Raw genomic sequence first — 16,011 nt, 5'->3', positions numbered from 1 at the left:
TTCCTCAGCTCCGCGCCCGCAACCGGGTTCGATTCCGGCGGCCGGCAGCAAAACGCCCGGCTCCGCGGGGGAACCGGGCGCTCGCGGTCTATGGAGCCAGCGACAGGAATCGAACCCGCAACCCACTGATTACAAATCAGTTGCTCTACCGTTGAGCCACGCTGGCGCTTCGGGCGCCTATGCGCGCAAAGCTAGTACAGGATACTGAATGCGCCGCGCCGGGGCAAGGGCGGCACGGCCTTCGGCACGTCGGCGGCCCGTCGTCAGAGCGCTTCGACCCCTTCGCGAAACCCGTGCGCTACCTGCCGCGAAGCGCCTTGAGCTTCGCCAGCGACTCGGGCGAGAGCCTGCTGCCGAGCGTCATCTTTATATCCGGGGCCTCCTGGGCCTCGCGCACGTCGGCATCGATGTGGCGGATCTCGTCGACCAGCATGCGAGCAGAGATGCGCGTCACGCCCTTGCCCATGACCGTTGCCTGGATGGTGCCGTCGCTCGTGACCACCGTGCAGGCGCGGCCCTCGTCGCGCGCCTCGGTGCAGAGGCGCTGGACGACGGTGTCGGCCGAGACGCCCCGCGGCGAGAACTCGATGCGCACGCCCGCCTGCGGGAGGTTGGGGCGGTCGTCCGATATGTTGCCGGCCCCGTCGAACACGATGACGGGCTCGTAGCGACCCTGGGCGAACGCCGCGACGTCCGCGATGAGCGCGGTGCGGGCGCGGTCGTAGACGTCGGACGAGTACGGGTCGTCGGATTTGTCGAAGATCAGGCGCTCGTAGCGCGGCGTCGCGTAGATGATGTTGTAGCCGTCGACGACGAGCAGCTCCTTCTTGCCCGACGCCGCTCCGCGGGCGGGCAGCGACACGGACGGCGCGCCGAAGGCGTTGCCGACCCCGTACGTGCTGGCGTCGACGAACTTCTGCGCGGAACCCTCGCCGAAGCGTTTCGCCTTGGACTTCGCGCGGTTCTTCTTGGTCATGGCCTACTCCCCCGCCGGTGCGCCGGACATCGGAAAGAGCGCGTCGTAGTTGCGGCGCATCCACTCGAAGCACAGCGTGGTCGCCGCCTGGGCGACGTTGAGGCTTTCGGTCTGCCCGATCTGGGGCAGCTTGGTCGTGAAGTCGCACGCCTCGAGCACGAGACGGCTGATGCCGTCGCCCTCGGACCCCATGACGAGCGCGACGCGCCCCTCGAAGGGGACGTCCCAGCAGACGCCCTCGGCGTGCTCGGTGGCGCCTCCCACCCAGAAGCCCGCGGCCTTGAGGTCTTCGAGGGCGCGCGCGATGTTGGGGACCTGCGCGATGGGCAGGTGCATGACGGCGCCGGCGGAAGTCTTGTAGGTGGCGACGGTCACCTCGGCGGCGCGCTTGCTGGCGATGACCACGCCCGCGGCGCCGACGATCTCCGCGGAGCGCACGATGGCGCCGAAGTTGCCCGCGTCGGTCACATGGTCGAGCACGACCACGAGCGCCGGGCCGTCGCCCGCCCGCTCGACGATGTCCGCAAGGCCCGCGTAGGGAAACTCCCCCACCTCGAGCACGATGCCCTGGTGGGCGCCGTGGCTCGAGAGCTCATCGAGTTTGATGCGCGGGACGAACTTGACGCCCACGCCCGCCTCGCCGAGTCCGGCGAGCAGCTCGCGGATGGCGGGATCTCCCTCGACGCCCTGGGCGATGAGGGCGCGGCGGATGGGGAAGCCCGTGCGCAGGGCCTCGGCGGCGGCGCGGCGCCCCTCGATGAAGCTGCCCGCGACGGCGCGAACGGACGCGCCGCCGCGCTGGCGGGCGGGACCCTGGCCGGAGCGCGGGGCGGAATCCCCACGGCGGGCGGGACGCTCCTGCTGCCGCTTGGGCTTAGGACCAGCGGACCGCCTCGGCCCGCCCACCGTGTTCGTACGCTTCTGTGCGCGCTTCTTCTCAGCCATGCGCGGCCTCCTTCGTTCTCGTCAATCCGCCCCATTGTCACATTGAACGGCTGCACGCGCCGCGCGCGCGGCAAAACACCTCAATTTGGGAACAGGCTCGCAATCGAGGTTCGCCCGCAAGCCCGCCCGTACCTCGAAATGGCTCCGGCCTCCTTTTGGGGCGTCGGCCCCCTTTTGAAGTGTCGACGTACGCAAACGCCGCACCCGAAAAACCCGGATGGCGCGAAGGCCGTATCGATGCCTCAATTTAGTGCCTGTCCCTAAATTGAGACGGGGGAGCTAAGCGTGCTTGATGCGGGAACCGGCGGCGGTGTCCTCGATCGCCAGGCCCATGTCGCGGAGCTGGTCGCGGATGGCGTCGGCGGTCCCCCAGTCCTTCGCGGCGCGGGCCGCGGCGCGGGCCTCGAGAATCTTCTCGGCGGCCTCGTCGATATCGTCGCCGGTGTAGCCCGTGAGGCCCGCGGCCACGCCGAGCAGACCGACCGGCAGCGGCTCCTCGATCACGGGGAGCTCGACGCCCAGCTGCACGAGGGCGCCGGTGATGACGGCGGCGCACACGCGCGCGGCGTCCTCGTCCACGGCGCCGACGGCCTGCTCGAGATACTTGTTGGCCTCGGTCACGAGCTGGAAGTACGCCGCGACGGCGCCTGCGGTGTTGAAGTCGTCGTCCATGCAGGCCTCGTAGTCCGCGGCGGCCTTTTCCATGGCAGCGGTCAGCGCGTCGGCGAGCTCGGCGTTCGGCTCGCCTTCCGCGTGGTCGGCCGCCCACTTGAGGTTGCGGACCGTGCCCGCGATGCGCGCGAGCGAGTTCTCGGCGCCCTCGAGGCGCTCCCAGGAGAAGTCGAGCGGGCTGCGGTAGTGGGTCTGCAGCATGAGCAGGCGCAGGGCCGCGGCGGAATGCTTCTCGAACACCTCGGCCAGGGTAAAGAAGTTGCCGAGGCTCTTGCTCATCTTCTCGCCGTCCACGAGCAGCATGCCCGTGTGCATCCAGGTATTGGCGAAGCCCTCGTGCCAGGCGCAGGTGGCCTGCGCGCACTCGTTCTCATGGTGCGGGAAGGCGAGGTCGGAGCCGCCGCCGTGGATGTCGATGGGCGTGCCGAGGTAGCGATGGACCATCGCGGCGCATTCGGTGTGCCAGCCGGGACGGCCCTCGCCCCAGGGGCTCTTCCAGCTGGGCTCGCCGGGCTTGGCAGCCTTCCACAAGGCGAAATCGAGCGGGTCGCGCTTGTCCTCGTTCTCCTCGATGCGGGCACCCACCATGAGGTCGTCGATGTTGCGGCCGGAGACCTCGCCGTAAGCGGGATCGCTGCGCACGGAGAAGTACACGTCGCCGTTGTCGGCAGCATAGGCGTGGCCGCCCTCGATCAACGTCTTGATCATGCCGATCATGGCGCCGATCTCCTTGGTGGCGCGGGGACGGACGTCCGGGTCGAGCACGTTGGCGGCGCGCATGACACCGATGAACTTGTCGGAGAACTCGGTCGCGACTTCCTCGGAGGTACGGCCCTGCTCGTTGGCGCGGTTGATGATCTTATCGTCGACGTCCGTGAGGTTCTGGGCGAAAGTGACCTCGTAGCCGCTCGCGATGAGCCAGCGGCGGATCACGTCGAAGCTGATGAACGTGCGGGCGTTGCCGATGTGGATGTTGTCGTAGACGGTGGGGCCGCACACGTACATGCGGACCTTGCCCTCCTCGATGGGGCTGAAGTCCTCTTTCTGGTGGGTTGCGCTGTTGTAGATCTTCATGGGTCTCTCCTCGCGAGGCGAGGCGGTGTGTCTCATCCGCTGCTCAAGCAGTCCTGGCTCACACGAAGCGCCTACTGGGCGCTTCGGCTCGTGCGGAACTCGCATTGGACGAGACACACCGCCTCGCCCACGTCGTTATCGTTCTTGAATAGTCTATATGAGCGGGGTACCTTGCAGAAGCGTGGACTTCCGCCTCGTCGGGCATGGAAATCCGCTCAGAAAAGAAAAAGGGAAAGATGGCGCGCCGCCGCGGGCGGCTCGTCTAGATACATCGCTCGAGAAGGCAGACGGCCCAGGCGCCGATGCCCTCCCCTTCGCCCTCCCAGCCGAGGCGCTCGGTGGTCGTGGCCTTCACGCCCACGTTTTCGACCGGGCAGCCTATGGCGCGCGCCACGTTCTCGCGCATGGCATCGCGATGCGGGGTGATCTTGGGCTCCTGGCACGCCAGGGTGCAATCCGCGTCGACGAACTCGTAACCCAGGGAGCGCGCGTGTTCCATCACGCGCGCGAGCAGGACCAGGGAGTCGGCGCCCTCGTAAGCGGGATCCGTGTCGGGGAAGAGCTTGCCGATGTCGCCACCGCGGCAGGCGCCGAGGATGGCGTCGGCCAGCGCATGCGCCAGAACGTCGGCGTCGCTATGGCCCAGCAGGCCTTTACCGTGCGGGATATCGACGCCGCCGATGATGCAGCGGCGGCCTTCCACCAGGCGATGCACATCGTATCCGTGGCCTATGCGAAGATTGGATGCCATGCGGCCCCCTATCCAAATCGTGAGTCCCTTGGTTCCCAATATACCTGTTCGCATATGCCTGAACGCACATGTTTGCAATATCAGCGCTTCCGCCCCAAGCGACGCACGGCAGCCGGACCGCCACGAAGGCGCATCTCCGGATCGCCAACTCTTCCCAAGCCCCATCCGACCATGCCCGGCGCAGCCGCCACCGTAAACAGGGCGAATGCGAGGTCGAAGTTCCCGCCAGCAGCTCCGCTCCCGGCAGCTTATCTCGTCTTGAGGGGTTTGTTTATACTGTTTTTTGCTTGACCCCCTGCTTTTCTGGACAAATTCGCCAGATAATGACGATTATAGGGCGTCTGTTTTAGTGGGAACGAGGGAGCTTTTCCATTTTCGACGGCTCGAGAAGACGATAAGACGGCAATTCCTTATTTACAGACCCACGTTTTGCTGGGTCCAGGATACGCCGATCGTCATTATCTGGCGAATTTGTCCAAAATGAGAGGGGGTTACCTAAAACGATTATACAGACCCCCTTTTTCTGCCTACCTGGAGGGCGCTTTCGGATTCCGAGCGCGGCGTGAGGCGGTTTACGCTGAAACGGGGGATGCGCCATGCAGAGGCCCCCGAGCAAACGGTGAAACCGCCGCCTCGCAAGCCTGCGCAAGCCGCAGGCCTCGGCCGCAACGTGCCCTACGCCAGCGGGCTTCGGGCGATGATGCCGGTATCCTGGGCGCTCTCGGCGTCGCTCATGCGCCCGAGCAGGATCGCGGTAACGGGACGCAAGTCCTCGGGCAGCGTGACCTTGAGGTTGTCGCGCGGGCTCTCGACGCAGCGCACCGATCCGCCCATGCGCTCCACGAGCGAGGAATCGTCCGTGCCCTGGACCCCGTGCGCCTCGGCCCAAGCGTACGCACGGCGCATCACGTCGACCTTGAAGATCTGCGGCGTCTGCGCCGCCCAGTACAGCTCGCGCGGCGGCGTCTCCACGATGCGGTCGCCGTCGACGATCTTGAGCGTATCGATGGCGGGCTGCCCGCACACCACGCCGTCGAGCCGATCGTCTGCGACAAGCGCCTCGATCGCATGGTCGATCGCCTCGGTGGTGATCAAGGGGCGGGCGCCGTCGTGGATGGCGGCATAGCGAAAGCCGACGGGAACCGCGTCCACGCCCGACCTCGTCGAATCCTGCCGCGTCGAGCCAGCGACGGCAAAGGTGACGGGCGTCTTGAACTCAAAGGGGTCCACCGCAAGACGACGCATGTCCCCGAGCTTCTCGGGAGGCACGACGAGCACGATATGGCCCACGAGCGAGGAGCGGTCGAACGCCATGATCGACCAGGTCATGAGCGGCCTGCCGGCGACGTTCACCAGCTGCTTGCCCCCGGGATTGCCGAACCTCGTCCCGCTTCCGCCGGAGACGATGACGGCGCACACGCTGGAACAGGACATATCAGCCCTTCCTACCGTGCATGCGCGCAAGGGAATCTGCCAGAATCGCAGGGTTGTTCACGCCGACGCTGCCCAGGCGATCCGGATCCTTCTTGAGATCGCCCATGAGGTCCTGCAGCGAGCCGTACTCATCCACGATCTTCTCGGCGACGCCGTCGCGAACGACCGAGACCCGGGAGAGCGTGCGCAGGCCGAGCGGCGTCATGACGGAATCCTCGTCGAGGTCGTCGAACCCGAGGACCTCGGCGACGGACTTGGGGTTGGAAAGCTCGTAGGCGGTCATCTCGGAGAAGCGCTCACGGATGCGGCGCGCGTTGTCCTGGGAGGACTCCGAGGCGTAGTCGCGGATCATCAGGTCGTACTCCGTGTCCATGCTGGCGCCCGCGAGCTGCTCGAGCTGCATCTGGACGAGCTTGCCCTGGTTGCCGAGCTTGACGATGCAGCTCTTGAGCTCGGCTTTGGCCTGCTGCATGATCTCGAAGCTCGAGATGATGTCGGTGATGTCGGCGAGCGTGACGTAATCGTCCAGCTCGAGCGCGGTAAGGCGCAGCAGCGAGCGATCCAGCGTGGAGCGGGTCGTCTGGAGCGTGGCGATGAGCTGGTTGACCGAACTCATGACCTCGGTGACGGGCTGGATCTCGTAGGACTTGCCCTTCACGTACACGTTGACCACCGCGCGACGGGCGGAGACCGAGATCACGATGGCATCGGTGAGCACGCTCATGCGCGCGGCGGTGCGGTGGCGCATACCCGTCTCGTTGGTGGCGAGGGAGGGATCGGGGTTGAGATGGAAGTTGGCGCGAAGGATCTGGTTCATGTCGTCATCGATAACGATCGCGCCGTCCATCTTGGAGAGCTCGAACAGGCGGTTGCTGGTGAACGAGATGTTGAGCGGGAACCCGTCGTTGCCCGCCGCGAGCACGTTTTCGCTATCACCCACGCAGATGAGGGCGCCGAGGTGCCCGGCGATGATCATGTCGAGCGCGGTCCTGATGGGCTGACCTGGGGCGGTAAGGCGGATCGCCTTCTCCATGCGCTTCTGAATTTCTATCTTGTCCACGTGCCGCTCCCCTTCGCAAATGTGCTTTCTGCTCCGTATTTTCGCACGCCCGTCGCACGCTTCGCCATCTATTTACATAAATGGCACGACAGGAGGCGATGGCGAAACGGCAGTGAGCGCGATGCAGGAGGGCCAGGAGGATCCCGGGCAAACATTCCGCAGCGCACCGCCCTCTTGAGGCCATGAGCAGACGCAAGATGCAAGAAGGCCGTCAGGCCTTCCTAAGTAGACAATCCGCAGCGCACCATCATTATTTGGGGCGGCGAGCAGACGCGAGGCGCAAAAAGGCCCCGGAGGGTCCTGAGCAAACATTCCGCAGGCGAAGCCGAGGACGTTTGCGAGGGACCCTCCGGGGCATCCGGCGGGAGTCAAGCGTTATGTGAGCTTACGCGCGACCGCAGGAACCGAGGTTCTCCATGCGGATCTTGACGATCTTGGTGATCTCCTCGGCACCGGCCTTGCCCGGGTTCTTGGGGTCGAAGTTGTTGGGGTTCTCGGCCATATACGCCATGTAGCCCTTGGTGTAGGCCTGACGCAGCTCGGTAGCGTAGTTAACCTTGCAGATGCCGTTCTTGACAGCCTCGGCGACCTGCTCATCGGGCACACCGGAGGTGCCGTGCAGGACCAGCGGCACGTCGACGGCGGCGCGGATGGCCTTCACGACGTCCTGGTTGATGTGGGGCTCCTCGGTGTACACGCCGTGAGAGGTGCCGACGCCGATGGCGAGGCTGGTGCAGCCGGTGCGCTCGACGAACTCCTTGGCCTCGACGGGATCGGTGTAGGGGGACTCGCCCTCGACCTCGACGTCGTCCTCCTTGCCGCCGACCTTGCCAAGCTCGGCCTCGACGGGGATACCCATAGCGGCGCCGGCATCGGCAACGGACTTGGTGAGGGCGATGTTGTCCTCGAAGGACTCATGGGAGCCGTCGATCATGACGGAGGTGTAACCGGTGCGGAGGGCCTTCATGCAGCGATCGTAGCCGTCGCCGTGATCGAGGTGCAGGGCCACGGGCACGGAAGCGCGCTCAGCGGCGGCCTTGACCAAGCCGTAGAAGTAATCGAGGCCGGTCTTCTTGATGGTGCCGGAAGTGGTCTGCATGATGACGGGGGACTTGGTCTCCTCGGCAGCAGCCAGGACGGCCATGACGAACTCGAGGTTCTCGACGTTGAAGGCGCCGACGGCGTAGTGGTTCTTCTGCGCGTCGAGCAGCATCTCCTTGGTGGTTACGAGCATGAGCTATCGCTCCCTCCTGCCGCCGCGCCCGGCGCGCCGGCGTGTCGTCGCCGTCTCCCTGTGAGCGGCGATCTCATTGAGGCCATTGTATGCGTTCCCACCTGCGACGGCTCTTCCGTCTCGGTATATGGGGAGACCGAATTGCAAAGAAAAGAAAAGCCCAGGCGGAACGCGCTCGACCGCTCGCGGGGAAATGCCGATGCGAATGGCCGATTCCCGCCGCATCGCAGACGGCTCTCCTTGTTTTTCTTTAAAAAGGCAAGAGAAAGCAAGTTTTTTTGTTTCCAAAAAAGAAAATAAAGCAAAATAGAATCTGCACAATTGCGCCGCATGCAACCTCGGCGCGCCTTGCCGCATCAGTCGGGGCGCCGGCGTGCGCACCGGGCTACGCGAACGACCCGCCGGGGCACCCGTTGGGCGCCGCCGTCGGCTTCCGATTTCGAGACGGAGGGGAACCATGTCCCACGTATCCGCGCATTCTTTTGCCGAAGAACGCAGGGCCGCCATCATGTCGATGCTCGACCGCGCCGCATCGGTGCAGGTCTCCGAGCTCGCGCGCACCTTCGGGGTCTCGGCCGTCACCATTCGCGCCGACCTCGACGCGCTCGAGGCGGACGGCAAGCTCCGCCGCACGCACGGGGGCGCCGTCTCGCTCAGCCGCGCCCTCACCGTCTCCATCCAGGACAAGCGCATCAACGTCAACGTCGCCGCCAAGCAGGCCATCGCCGCGGCAGCGCTCGAGCTGGTCGACGACGGCGACGCGCTCCTCATCGACTCCGGCACCACGGCGCTCGAGTTCGTGCGCACGCTCGGGGCGCGGACGGGCATCACGGTGATCACCGCCGACCTCACGATCGCCAACTACATCGACGAGAGCCTTCCCGGGGTCGACGTGATCCTGCTCGGGGGCACCCTGCGCAAGGGGCACCGCTACCTCTTCGGCCCCCTTGCCATACGCGGCCTGGAGGTCCTCCATGCGGACAAGGCGTTCCTCTGCCCCACCTCGCTCGTCCCCGAGCGCGGCCTCATGACGAACTTCGAGCAGATGGCCGAGATCAAGGAGGCGTTCCTGAGGGCCACGCGGCTCCGCGTCGCGCTGCTCGACGCGTCCAAGGTCGATGCGCCCGGGCTCATGCGCTTCGCCGGGCTCTCCGACATCGACGTCCTGGTGATGGATGCCGATCCGGACGGGGTCGCGTCGGCCGCCATAGCCGCGCTGCCCGACGGCACGCGCGCGCCGCGCCTCGTCTGCGCCGGCGCCTGACGCGACGCGCGGGGGCGCCGGGAGCGCCTTCCGCGGAAGCCCGACTCATCCCCGCAGCTCCACGCCTCTCGGCAGCCCGGTGCCCCCGGCCTCGCACGCAAAGGGCGACGAGCCCATCGGCCCGCCGCCCCTCCCTCCGCACGCCGCCCCGCGACGGGCATGCGGACTCTGCCATGCAGTCACGGCGCCCAGCGCCGCGCGCCTACAGCTCGACGACCTGGATGTCGTTGAAGACCTCGTCCCATTTCTCCATGACGAGGTGGCCGGTACGCGGATCCATCGCGTTGAGCTTGCCGCAGGTGTTGCCGTAGCGCAGGACGTCCTCGGCGCCCATGCCCGCGGCCACCGCGTGCGCGAAGCCGGCGATGGTGGAGTCGCCCGAGCCGGTGGCGTTCACGGCCTCGATAGGCGTGGAGGTCGCACGGTATGCGCGGCCCTCGTGGAACGCGACGGAGCCGGCGGCGCCCATGCTCACGACCACCCAGGGAATGCCCGCGAAGCGGGCGTCGGCGGCGAGGGTCTCCCGCAGGCGCGGCAGGTCGTCGGGGGTGAACGCGGTGCCGAGCAGGTCGTTGATCTCGGTGAGGTTGGGCTTGACGAGCGTGGGCTTGGCCTCGGCGGCGAGCGCGGCGTCCAGCGAGGCGCCCGAGGTGTCCAGCAGCACGGGGACGCCAGCGGCCGAGGCCGTCGCGACCATGCCGGCGTAGCAGTCGGCCGGGACGCCCTTGGGCAGGGAGCCGGAGATGGTCACGCAGTCGACCTTGACCACGAGCTCGCCGAAACGGTCGAGGAACGCGGCCAGCTCGTCGGCGGAGACCTCCGGGCCGCTCTCGAGCAGCTCGGTCTGGTTGCCCTCGTGCAGGATGCTGATGCAGACGCGCGTCTCGCCGGCGATCGGGGTGAAGTCGTGGGCGATGCCGTCGCCGTCCATGAGCTCGCCCATGTAGGCGCCCATGTGACCGCCCGAAAGACCGGTTGCCAGAACGTCGTCGCCGAGCTGCCTGAGGACGCGACTCACGTTGAGGCCCTTTCCGCCCGCGGTCTTGCGCGGGGCGACGCGGTTCACGTCGTCGATGGCCAGATGGTCGAGGTGGTATGCGGTGTCGATCGCAGGGTTCATGGTGACGGTGAGTATCATGTCCAGCCCTTTCATCCAAACGGGATTCGTTGACGCAATTGTACCGTGGCGCGCAGGCGGAACACGGGCGGACCGGCGGGCGGGCGGTTCGCATACGCAAGCAAACGCAAGGTGAGCTTTGTGAAAACCGCTCCCTGCGCCGCGCGCTTGGGCGATAATGTGATGCAGAAAAATCAGGCGCGCACGCGCGCGCCGCGATACGAGGGCGCGCCGGACGGGCGCGCCGAGCAGCGAAGGAGCCCCGCCCATGATCACCACGTCCGCGTTCGGCACGGCGCCCGACGGATCGGCCGTAACCCTCTACACCTTGGAAAACGAGCGGATCGCCGTCCGTGTCATGGACTTCGGCGCGACCATCGTGGGCATCGACGTGCCGGATGCCGACGGCGTCCGCGAGGACGTGGTGCTCGGCTTCGACTCCGTCGAGGGCTACATCGGCAACGATGCCGGCTTCGGCATGACGATCGCCCCGTGCGCTAACCGCATCGCCGGCGCGCGCTGCACGATCGATGGGGCCGAATGGGAGCTTGTCGCCAACGAGAACGGCAACAACCTGCACACCGACCGCGCCCATGCGCTCCAGCAGCGCATGTGGGACGTCGAGGTCGATGAGGACGCCTGCTCCGTGCGCATGACGGCCCACCTCGCCCACGGCGAGCTCGGCCTGCCCGGCGCGCGCACCTTTGCCGCCACCTTCACCCTTGCCGCCGACGGCGTGCTCCGCCTCGAGTACCGCGCCGAGTCGGACCGCCGCACCTACGTCGCCATGACCAACCATGCCTATTTCAACCTTGCGGGCCACGCCTCCGGATCGGTCCTGGACCAGGTCGTGACGATCGACGCCGCCAGCTACCTGCCCGTCGACGCCCAGCTCATCCCCACCGGAGAGATCGCCCCGGTTGCGGGCACGCCCTTCGACTTCACCGCGCCCGCATCGCTCGGCGCCCGCATCGACGCCGACGACGAGCAGATCCGCTTCGGCGCGGGCTACGACCACTGCTTCTGCATCGACGGCTACCGCTCCTCCGGGCTACTCCGCCGCGCGCTTCGCGCCGAGGACATGGCGAGCGGCCGCACCCTCGAGATCCGCGTGACCGACCCCGGCTTGCAGCTCTACACGGGCAATTACCTGGACGAGGCGTGCGCCAAGGGCGGTGCTGTCTACACGCGCCACTCCGGTTTCGCCGCGGAGCCCGAACTCTATCCCAACACCGTCAACACGCCCGGCTTCCCGCAGGCGCTCTGCGGACCCGAGCACCCGTACGCATCCACGATCGAGTACCGCTTCGGCACGCTCTAGCAGCCGCGCGCCATCGCAAACGACCCGAAATAAAATCGAGCGCCCGTCGCAGTCTGGCTGCTGCGGGCGCTCGGCGCGTCATGCGGTTCGCACGGGCAAGGAGAATTGCTACAGGATCTTGATCTCGAAGCCGCGCACGACGGTCTCTCCCGGGGCGGCCACCAGGCAGCCGCGCTTGTCCTCAAAGACGTCCCCCTCGTCGGAGCAGGTGGAAAGCCCACCCCACGGCTCGATGGCGACGAAATCGCCCTCGGGCTTGCTCCACACGATCAGGTACGGGAAGCCCGGGAAGCTCACGCGCAGGCCCTTCTCCTCGTCCTTCTTGACGAGGTCGACCACGCGGCTCTCCAGCACGTCGAAGATCGTCTCGGCGAAATCGAACAGCTCGTAATTTGGACGAGGGCCGGCTCCAGTCCCTCGCATGCGACCGCAGCGGCGAGCGTTACCTCGTGTGCGATGCGGCCAAGATCGGGCTGCAGGACTTCTACAACTTCTGCAACCTTGAGCGCATCGACGCGCTCATCACCGATGCGAGCATCACGCCAGAGCAGCGCACCCTCGTGGAGGGCTCCACCCGGCTCGTCGTCTCGTCGCATGACGAAGCATAGGCAGGCAGCCCACCCGGTTCGTCCCTGAAAGCGGAGAGGCCCCTGGCGCCACCCGCGTGCAACAATGTACCCGCATCTAAAACGCCCGACCGGCCACGCAAGATGGTCGATCGGGCATATCTGTCCGCGCCTTGCGGGCGCGCTATCGATGTAGGGTCGACGCGAAACCTACGCCGTGTAGACGCTCTCGCCGCCCAGGTAGGTCGCGACAAGGGTGAGGTCGGGGTTAAGCACGACGAAGTCGGCATCGCGGCCGGGGCGGATCGAGCCGCACACGTCGTCGATATCGTTCGCCTCGGCGGGAGCCTGGGTCGCCATGTAGACGGCCTCGGCCTTGGTGGCGATACCCCAATCAGCGACGTTCTTGACGGCATCCTTCATGTTGAGGATGGAACCGGCGAGCGAGTTGCCTTCCTTCAGGCGAGCGGTGCCGTCCTTCACGATGACGGGGAGCTCGCCGAGCTTGTACTCGCCCTCGGGCATGCCGCCGGCGCACATGCAGTCGGTGATGAGCGCGACGTGCTCATGGCCCTTGGCCCGCATCACGATGCCCGCGGAGATCGGGTTGACGTGGTGCCCGTCGCAGATGAGCTCGGAGTAGGACTTATCCTGGCTGGAAAGGGCGGCGCCCACCATGCCGGGCTCGCGGTGATGCAGGCCGCTCATGCCGTTATAGGTGTGGACGAAGACCTTGGCGCCCGCGTCCAGGCAGGCCTGAGCCTGCTCGCAGGTGGCGGCGGAGTGACCGAGGGCCACGACGACGCCGGACTTGACGGCCTCGGCGGTGAACTCGACGGCACCATCGTACTCGGGGGCGACGGCGATCTTCTTGACGAGGCCGTGTGCGGCGGCCTGCCAGGCGTTCAACTTCTCCATGGTGGGGGCGGAGAGATAAGCTGGGTTCTGGGCGCCCTTGTACTTCTCGGTGAAGAAAGGGCCCTCGAGGAAGATGCCCTGGATGCGGGCGTGCGGCGTCTCGTCGCCAGCCTCGACGTACTCGGCAACGGAAGCGCAGGCCTTCTCGAGCTGCTCGGCGCTCGCGGTGAGCGTGGTGGGCAGGTAGCTGGTCACGCCGTTGCGCAGGATGCCACGGGACACGATGGCGACGCTCTCGGACTCGCAATCCATGATGTCATGATCGTCGAAGCCGTGGATATGGGTGTCGACGTAGCCAGGAGCGATCTCGTGACCGGAGTAGTCGCGAATCTCGCAGTCGGGGGCCTCGGTCACATACTCGCCGAAAACGCCGTCCTCGACCATGAGGTAGCCGCCGCGGGCGACGCGGGTAGGAAGATAGAAGGCATCGGCCTTGATTGCATAAGTGCTCATGTGTTCTCCTCACACGATCGGGTGCACATACCGCAGGTGTACCCAAAAAAGAAGGCGCCCACCCGTCCTTGCAGACCGGGCGGGCGCCTCATGGATGCTACCGGGCGACAGGCATAAGGCCCGGCGCCCCGAAGGCGTTGCTTACGCCTCGAACGGATGGATGGTCACGCCCTTGACGACGCGGTTCACGGTGCCGGTCGGGCTCGGGGTGTCCGGGGTGTTACCCACGCGCACGGAGTTGAGCAGGGAGACGACCTGACCGACCATGACGAACGGCAGCGCGAGGTAGGCCTCGGGCAGCGCGTCGAAGCCCTCGAACGTGAAGGACTCGCCAGCGAAGGCGGTGTCGCCGGCCTGCTGGACCGCGATGGCCTTCTTGCAGATGCCGTCGCCGTCGATCTCGTTCAGGATGTCGAGGTCGTACTGACGGGTGTAGGCGTCGTTGTTCACGAACACGAACACGAGGGTCTTGTCGTCGACGAAGGACTTCGGCCCGTGGCGATAGCCCATGGAGGTGTCGAAGGAGGTCGCGACGAGGCCGTGCGCGAGCTCGAGAATCTTCAGCTGGGTCTCCTGGGCGAGGCCGCCGAAGGAGCCGGAGCCGAGGTAGGTGACGCGGTTGAAGTCGTTGTCGAGGTAGGCAGCGATCTGCTCCTCGCGAGCGACGACGTCCTCGCCCATCTTGGCGGCGCACTCGACCCAAGCGGTCTTCTGCTCGAGGGAGGCGGTGTCGAAGATAAGGGCGGTGAGCAGCTCCATGCAGCTGTAGGAGCCGGTCATGGCGAAGCCCTTGTCGTTGGCGCGCGGGATGAGGAGCGTCAGGGCGTCGGGGTTGCCGGCGGACTCGACGGCGAGCTTGCCCTCAGGGGCGCAGGTGATGTTGAGGAACTTGACGTTCTTCACGAACTGGCCGGCGACCTGGACGGCAGCGAGGGACTCCGGGCTGTTGCCGGAGCGGGCGAAGGACACGACCAGCGTGGGGTCCTCGGGGCAGAGGAAGTCGCGAGGAGCGCTCACGATGTCGGTCGTGGCGATGGGCTTGAAGTCGTAGAGGGCGGTGTCGCCGGCGTGACGCAGGTAGGGAGCCACGGTGTCGCCGACGTAGTCGGAAGTGCCGGCGCCGGTGAAGACGACGGACAGACGGCCATCGCCCATGGCGCGGGCATCGGCCAGGAACGCCTCGATGGCCTCGAGGTTCTCCTTGTAGATGTTGAGGGTGTCGAGCCAGAGCTCCGGCTGCTGCTTGATCTCGGCGGTGGTGATGTCGGCACCGAGCGCCTTGAGTTCTTCGAGGGACTTCTCAAACATTGATAATACCTCTCCTTCTGAGTAGGGCCTGTACGAGGAAGTATACGACTTAGTTGGTTATCTGGTAGTAACCAGTTTAGCCAATCGCATTCCTCTCAGTTCCAACACAATCCAAACGCTCGGACCCACGGCTTGCGCCCTGTGCCCGAGCCTCCCGAATCCTATTCGCTCCGCTGATGGAAGACCTTGTACTTGAACTGGTCCGCACGGGCGACGGAGAGCGTGTACTCCACGATCTCGTTGCTCGCGTTGTAGGTGGTCCGGACCAGATCGAGCACAGGGGACCCTTCGGAGATATCCAGCAGATGGGCGTCGGCGGGACGCGCGATGCTGGCAAAGAACTCCTCCTCCGCCACGCGGATCTTCTCGCGATAGACCTGCTCGATGATGTCGTAGAGCGACATCTGCTCCAACATGGGGCGCTTGAGACCCATGAACTTGCGGACGGGCAGGTAGGTGCGCTCGACCATCATGGGCATGCCGTCGGCGGAGCGCAAGCGCTTGAGCTTGTAGAGCCTGTCGCCGATACGCACCCCGAGGTGCTCGGCGAGGTTCTTGTCGACCTCGATCTCGGAGAACTCGAGGATCGTGGTCTCCGGCACACGGCCGAGCGAGCGCATCTGATTCGTGAAGCTGTAAGCCTGCATGAGGTTGGTGGCCTGCGCCGCACGGTCCGCGACGAACGTGCCGCGCCCATGCTGGCGCACGACGAGACCCAGGCGCTCGAGTTCCTGGAGCGCCAGGCGCACCGTCGTGCGGGAGAGCGCATAGCGCTCGGAAAGCTCACGCTCGGAGGGCATGAGGTCGCCGGGGCGGTACTCGTTTTCGATCTTCTCGGTGAGGATGTCGACAAGCTGATCGTAGAGCGGCTGCTTACGCGCTGCCATCGCCATGGGCCTACCTCCTATTCAGGCTTCG

The 16,011-nt window shown here is 66.1% G+C and carries 15 protein-coding genes and 1 tRNA gene; 3 read left to right on the top strand and 13 right to left on the bottom strand.

Annotated features, from left to right (window positions below; all coding sequences use genetic code 11):
* Positions 1-91: 91 nt before the first annotated feature.
* From BQ7355_RS03750 to BQ7355_RS03715, 8 genes are all read right to left on the bottom strand, one after another.
* Positions 92-166: transfer RNA gene (locus tag BQ7355_RS03750), tRNA-Thr, on the bottom strand.
* Between the two features lie 132 nt (positions 167-298).
* A complete protein-coding gene (locus BQ7355_RS03745; RefSeq protein ID WP_072414994.1) occupies positions 299-976 on the bottom strand; it encodes an NYN domain-containing protein in 678 nt (225 codons plus the stop codon).
* 3 nt (positions 977-979) lie between these two features.
* Positions 980-1,921, bottom strand: coding sequence for a 23S rRNA (guanosine(2251)-2'-O)-methyltransferase RlmB (gene rlmB / locus BQ7355_RS03740; RefSeq protein WP_072414993.1), 942 nt, complete (start codon positions 1,919-1,921; stop codon positions 980-982).
* Positions 1,922-2,200: 279 nt separating this feature from the next.
* The gene (gene cysS, locus BQ7355_RS03735; protein ID WP_072414992.1) at positions 2,201-3,667 is read right to left on the bottom strand and encodes a cysteine--tRNA ligase; all 1,467 of its coding nucleotides are present in this window, start codon (positions 3,665-3,667) and stop codon (positions 2,201-2,203) included.
* Between the two features lie 262 nt (positions 3,668-3,929).
* Complete coding sequence (gene ispF, locus BQ7355_RS03730; RefSeq protein WP_072414991.1) at positions 3,930-4,418, bottom strand: 2-C-methyl-D-erythritol 2,4-cyclodiphosphate synthase; 489 nt, start codon at positions 4,416-4,418, stop codon at positions 3,930-3,932.
* Between the two features lie 675 nt (positions 4,419-5,093).
* Positions 5,094-5,852 (bottom strand): 2-C-methyl-D-erythritol 4-phosphate cytidylyltransferase, encoded by a 759-nt coding sequence (ispD, locus tag BQ7355_RS03725; protein ID WP_072414990.1) that lies wholly within the window; start codon positions 5,850-5,852, stop codon positions 5,094-5,096.
* Between the two features lies 1 nt (position 5,853).
* Entirely contained in the window at positions 5,854-6,885 is a 1,032-nt protein-coding gene (disA, locus tag BQ7355_RS03720; RefSeq protein ID WP_420806555.1) for a DNA integrity scanning diadenylate cyclase DisA, read from the bottom strand.
* Between the two features lie 412 nt (positions 6,886-7,297).
* The gene (locus BQ7355_RS03715) at positions 7,298-8,146 is read right to left on the bottom strand and encodes a class II fructose-bisphosphate aldolase (RefSeq protein ID WP_072414988.1); all 849 of its coding nucleotides are present in this window, start codon (positions 8,144-8,146) and stop codon (positions 7,298-7,300) included.
* A 457-nt stretch (positions 8,147-8,603) separates the two neighbouring features.
* Here BQ7355_RS03715 and BQ7355_RS03710 point away from each other — a divergent pair, with 457 nt between their 5' ends.
* Positions 8,604-9,410: a DeoR/GlpR family DNA-binding transcription regulator gene (locus BQ7355_RS03710; RefSeq protein ID WP_072414987.1), complete on the top strand. Its 807-nt coding sequence runs from the start codon at positions 8,604-8,606 to the stop codon at positions 9,408-9,410.
* A gap of 202 nt (positions 9,411-9,612) precedes the next feature.
* Here the strand turns inward: BQ7355_RS03710 and BQ7355_RS03705 are convergent, their stop codons facing one another.
* Positions 9,613-10,548, bottom strand: a complete 936-nt coding sequence (locus tag BQ7355_RS03705; protein WP_072415887.1) for a hexose kinase — start codon at positions 10,546-10,548, stop codon at positions 9,613-9,615.
* A gap of 247 nt (positions 10,549-10,795) precedes the next feature.
* On the opposite strand from BQ7355_RS03705, the gene BQ7355_RS03700 reads away from it, so the two are divergent.
* Positions 10,796-11,848: an aldose epimerase family protein gene (locus tag BQ7355_RS03700; protein ID WP_072414986.1), complete on the top strand. Its 1,053-nt coding sequence runs from the start codon at positions 10,796-10,798 to the stop codon at positions 11,846-11,848.
* 108 nt (positions 11,849-11,956) lie between these two features.
* Here BQ7355_RS03700 and BQ7355_RS03695 read toward each other — a convergent pair whose 3' ends face one another.
* Positions 11,957-12,271, bottom strand: coding sequence for an aldose epimerase family protein (locus BQ7355_RS03695; RefSeq protein ID WP_240307307.1), 315 nt, complete (start codon positions 12,269-12,271; stop codon positions 11,957-11,959).
* Here BQ7355_RS03695 and BQ7355_RS03690 point away from each other — a divergent pair.
* On the top strand, positions 12,241-12,456 hold the full coding sequence (locus BQ7355_RS03690; RefSeq protein WP_240307306.1) for a sugar phosphate isomerase family: 216 nt from the start codon (positions 12,241-12,243) through the stop codon (positions 12,454-12,456). The genes BQ7355_RS03695 and BQ7355_RS03690 overlap by 31 nt on opposite strands.
* A 168-nt stretch (positions 12,457-12,624) precedes the next feature.
* On the opposite strand, the gene nagA is transcribed toward BQ7355_RS03690, so the two are convergent.
* From nagA to BQ7355_RS03675, 3 genes are all read right to left on the bottom strand, one after another.
* Complete coding sequence (gene nagA / locus BQ7355_RS03685) at positions 12,625-13,785, bottom strand: N-acetylglucosamine-6-phosphate deacetylase (RefSeq protein ID WP_072414985.1); 1,161 nt, start codon at positions 13,783-13,785, stop codon at positions 12,625-12,627.
* Between the two features lie 141 nt (positions 13,786-13,926).
* The gene (locus BQ7355_RS03680; RefSeq protein WP_072414984.1) at positions 13,927-15,093 is read right to left on the bottom strand and encodes an AgaS family sugar isomerase; all 1,167 of its coding nucleotides are present in this window, start codon (positions 15,091-15,093) and stop codon (positions 13,927-13,929) included.
* A gap of 161 nt (positions 15,094-15,254) precedes the next feature.
* Complete coding sequence (locus BQ7355_RS03675; RefSeq protein ID WP_072414983.1) at positions 15,255-15,986, bottom strand: GntR family transcriptional regulator; 732 nt, start codon at positions 15,984-15,986, stop codon at positions 15,255-15,257.
* Between the last annotated feature and the right edge of the window lie 25 nt (positions 15,987-16,011).

It is taken from the genome of Collinsella phocaeensis, assembly GCF_900119895.1.
GTDB lineage: Bacteria > Actinomycetota > Coriobacteriia > Coriobacteriales > Coriobacteriaceae > Collinsella > Collinsella phocaeensis.
The sequence above is the reverse complement of the archived record's forward strand: the minus strand, read 5'-3'. Positions and strand labels throughout refer to the sequence as shown.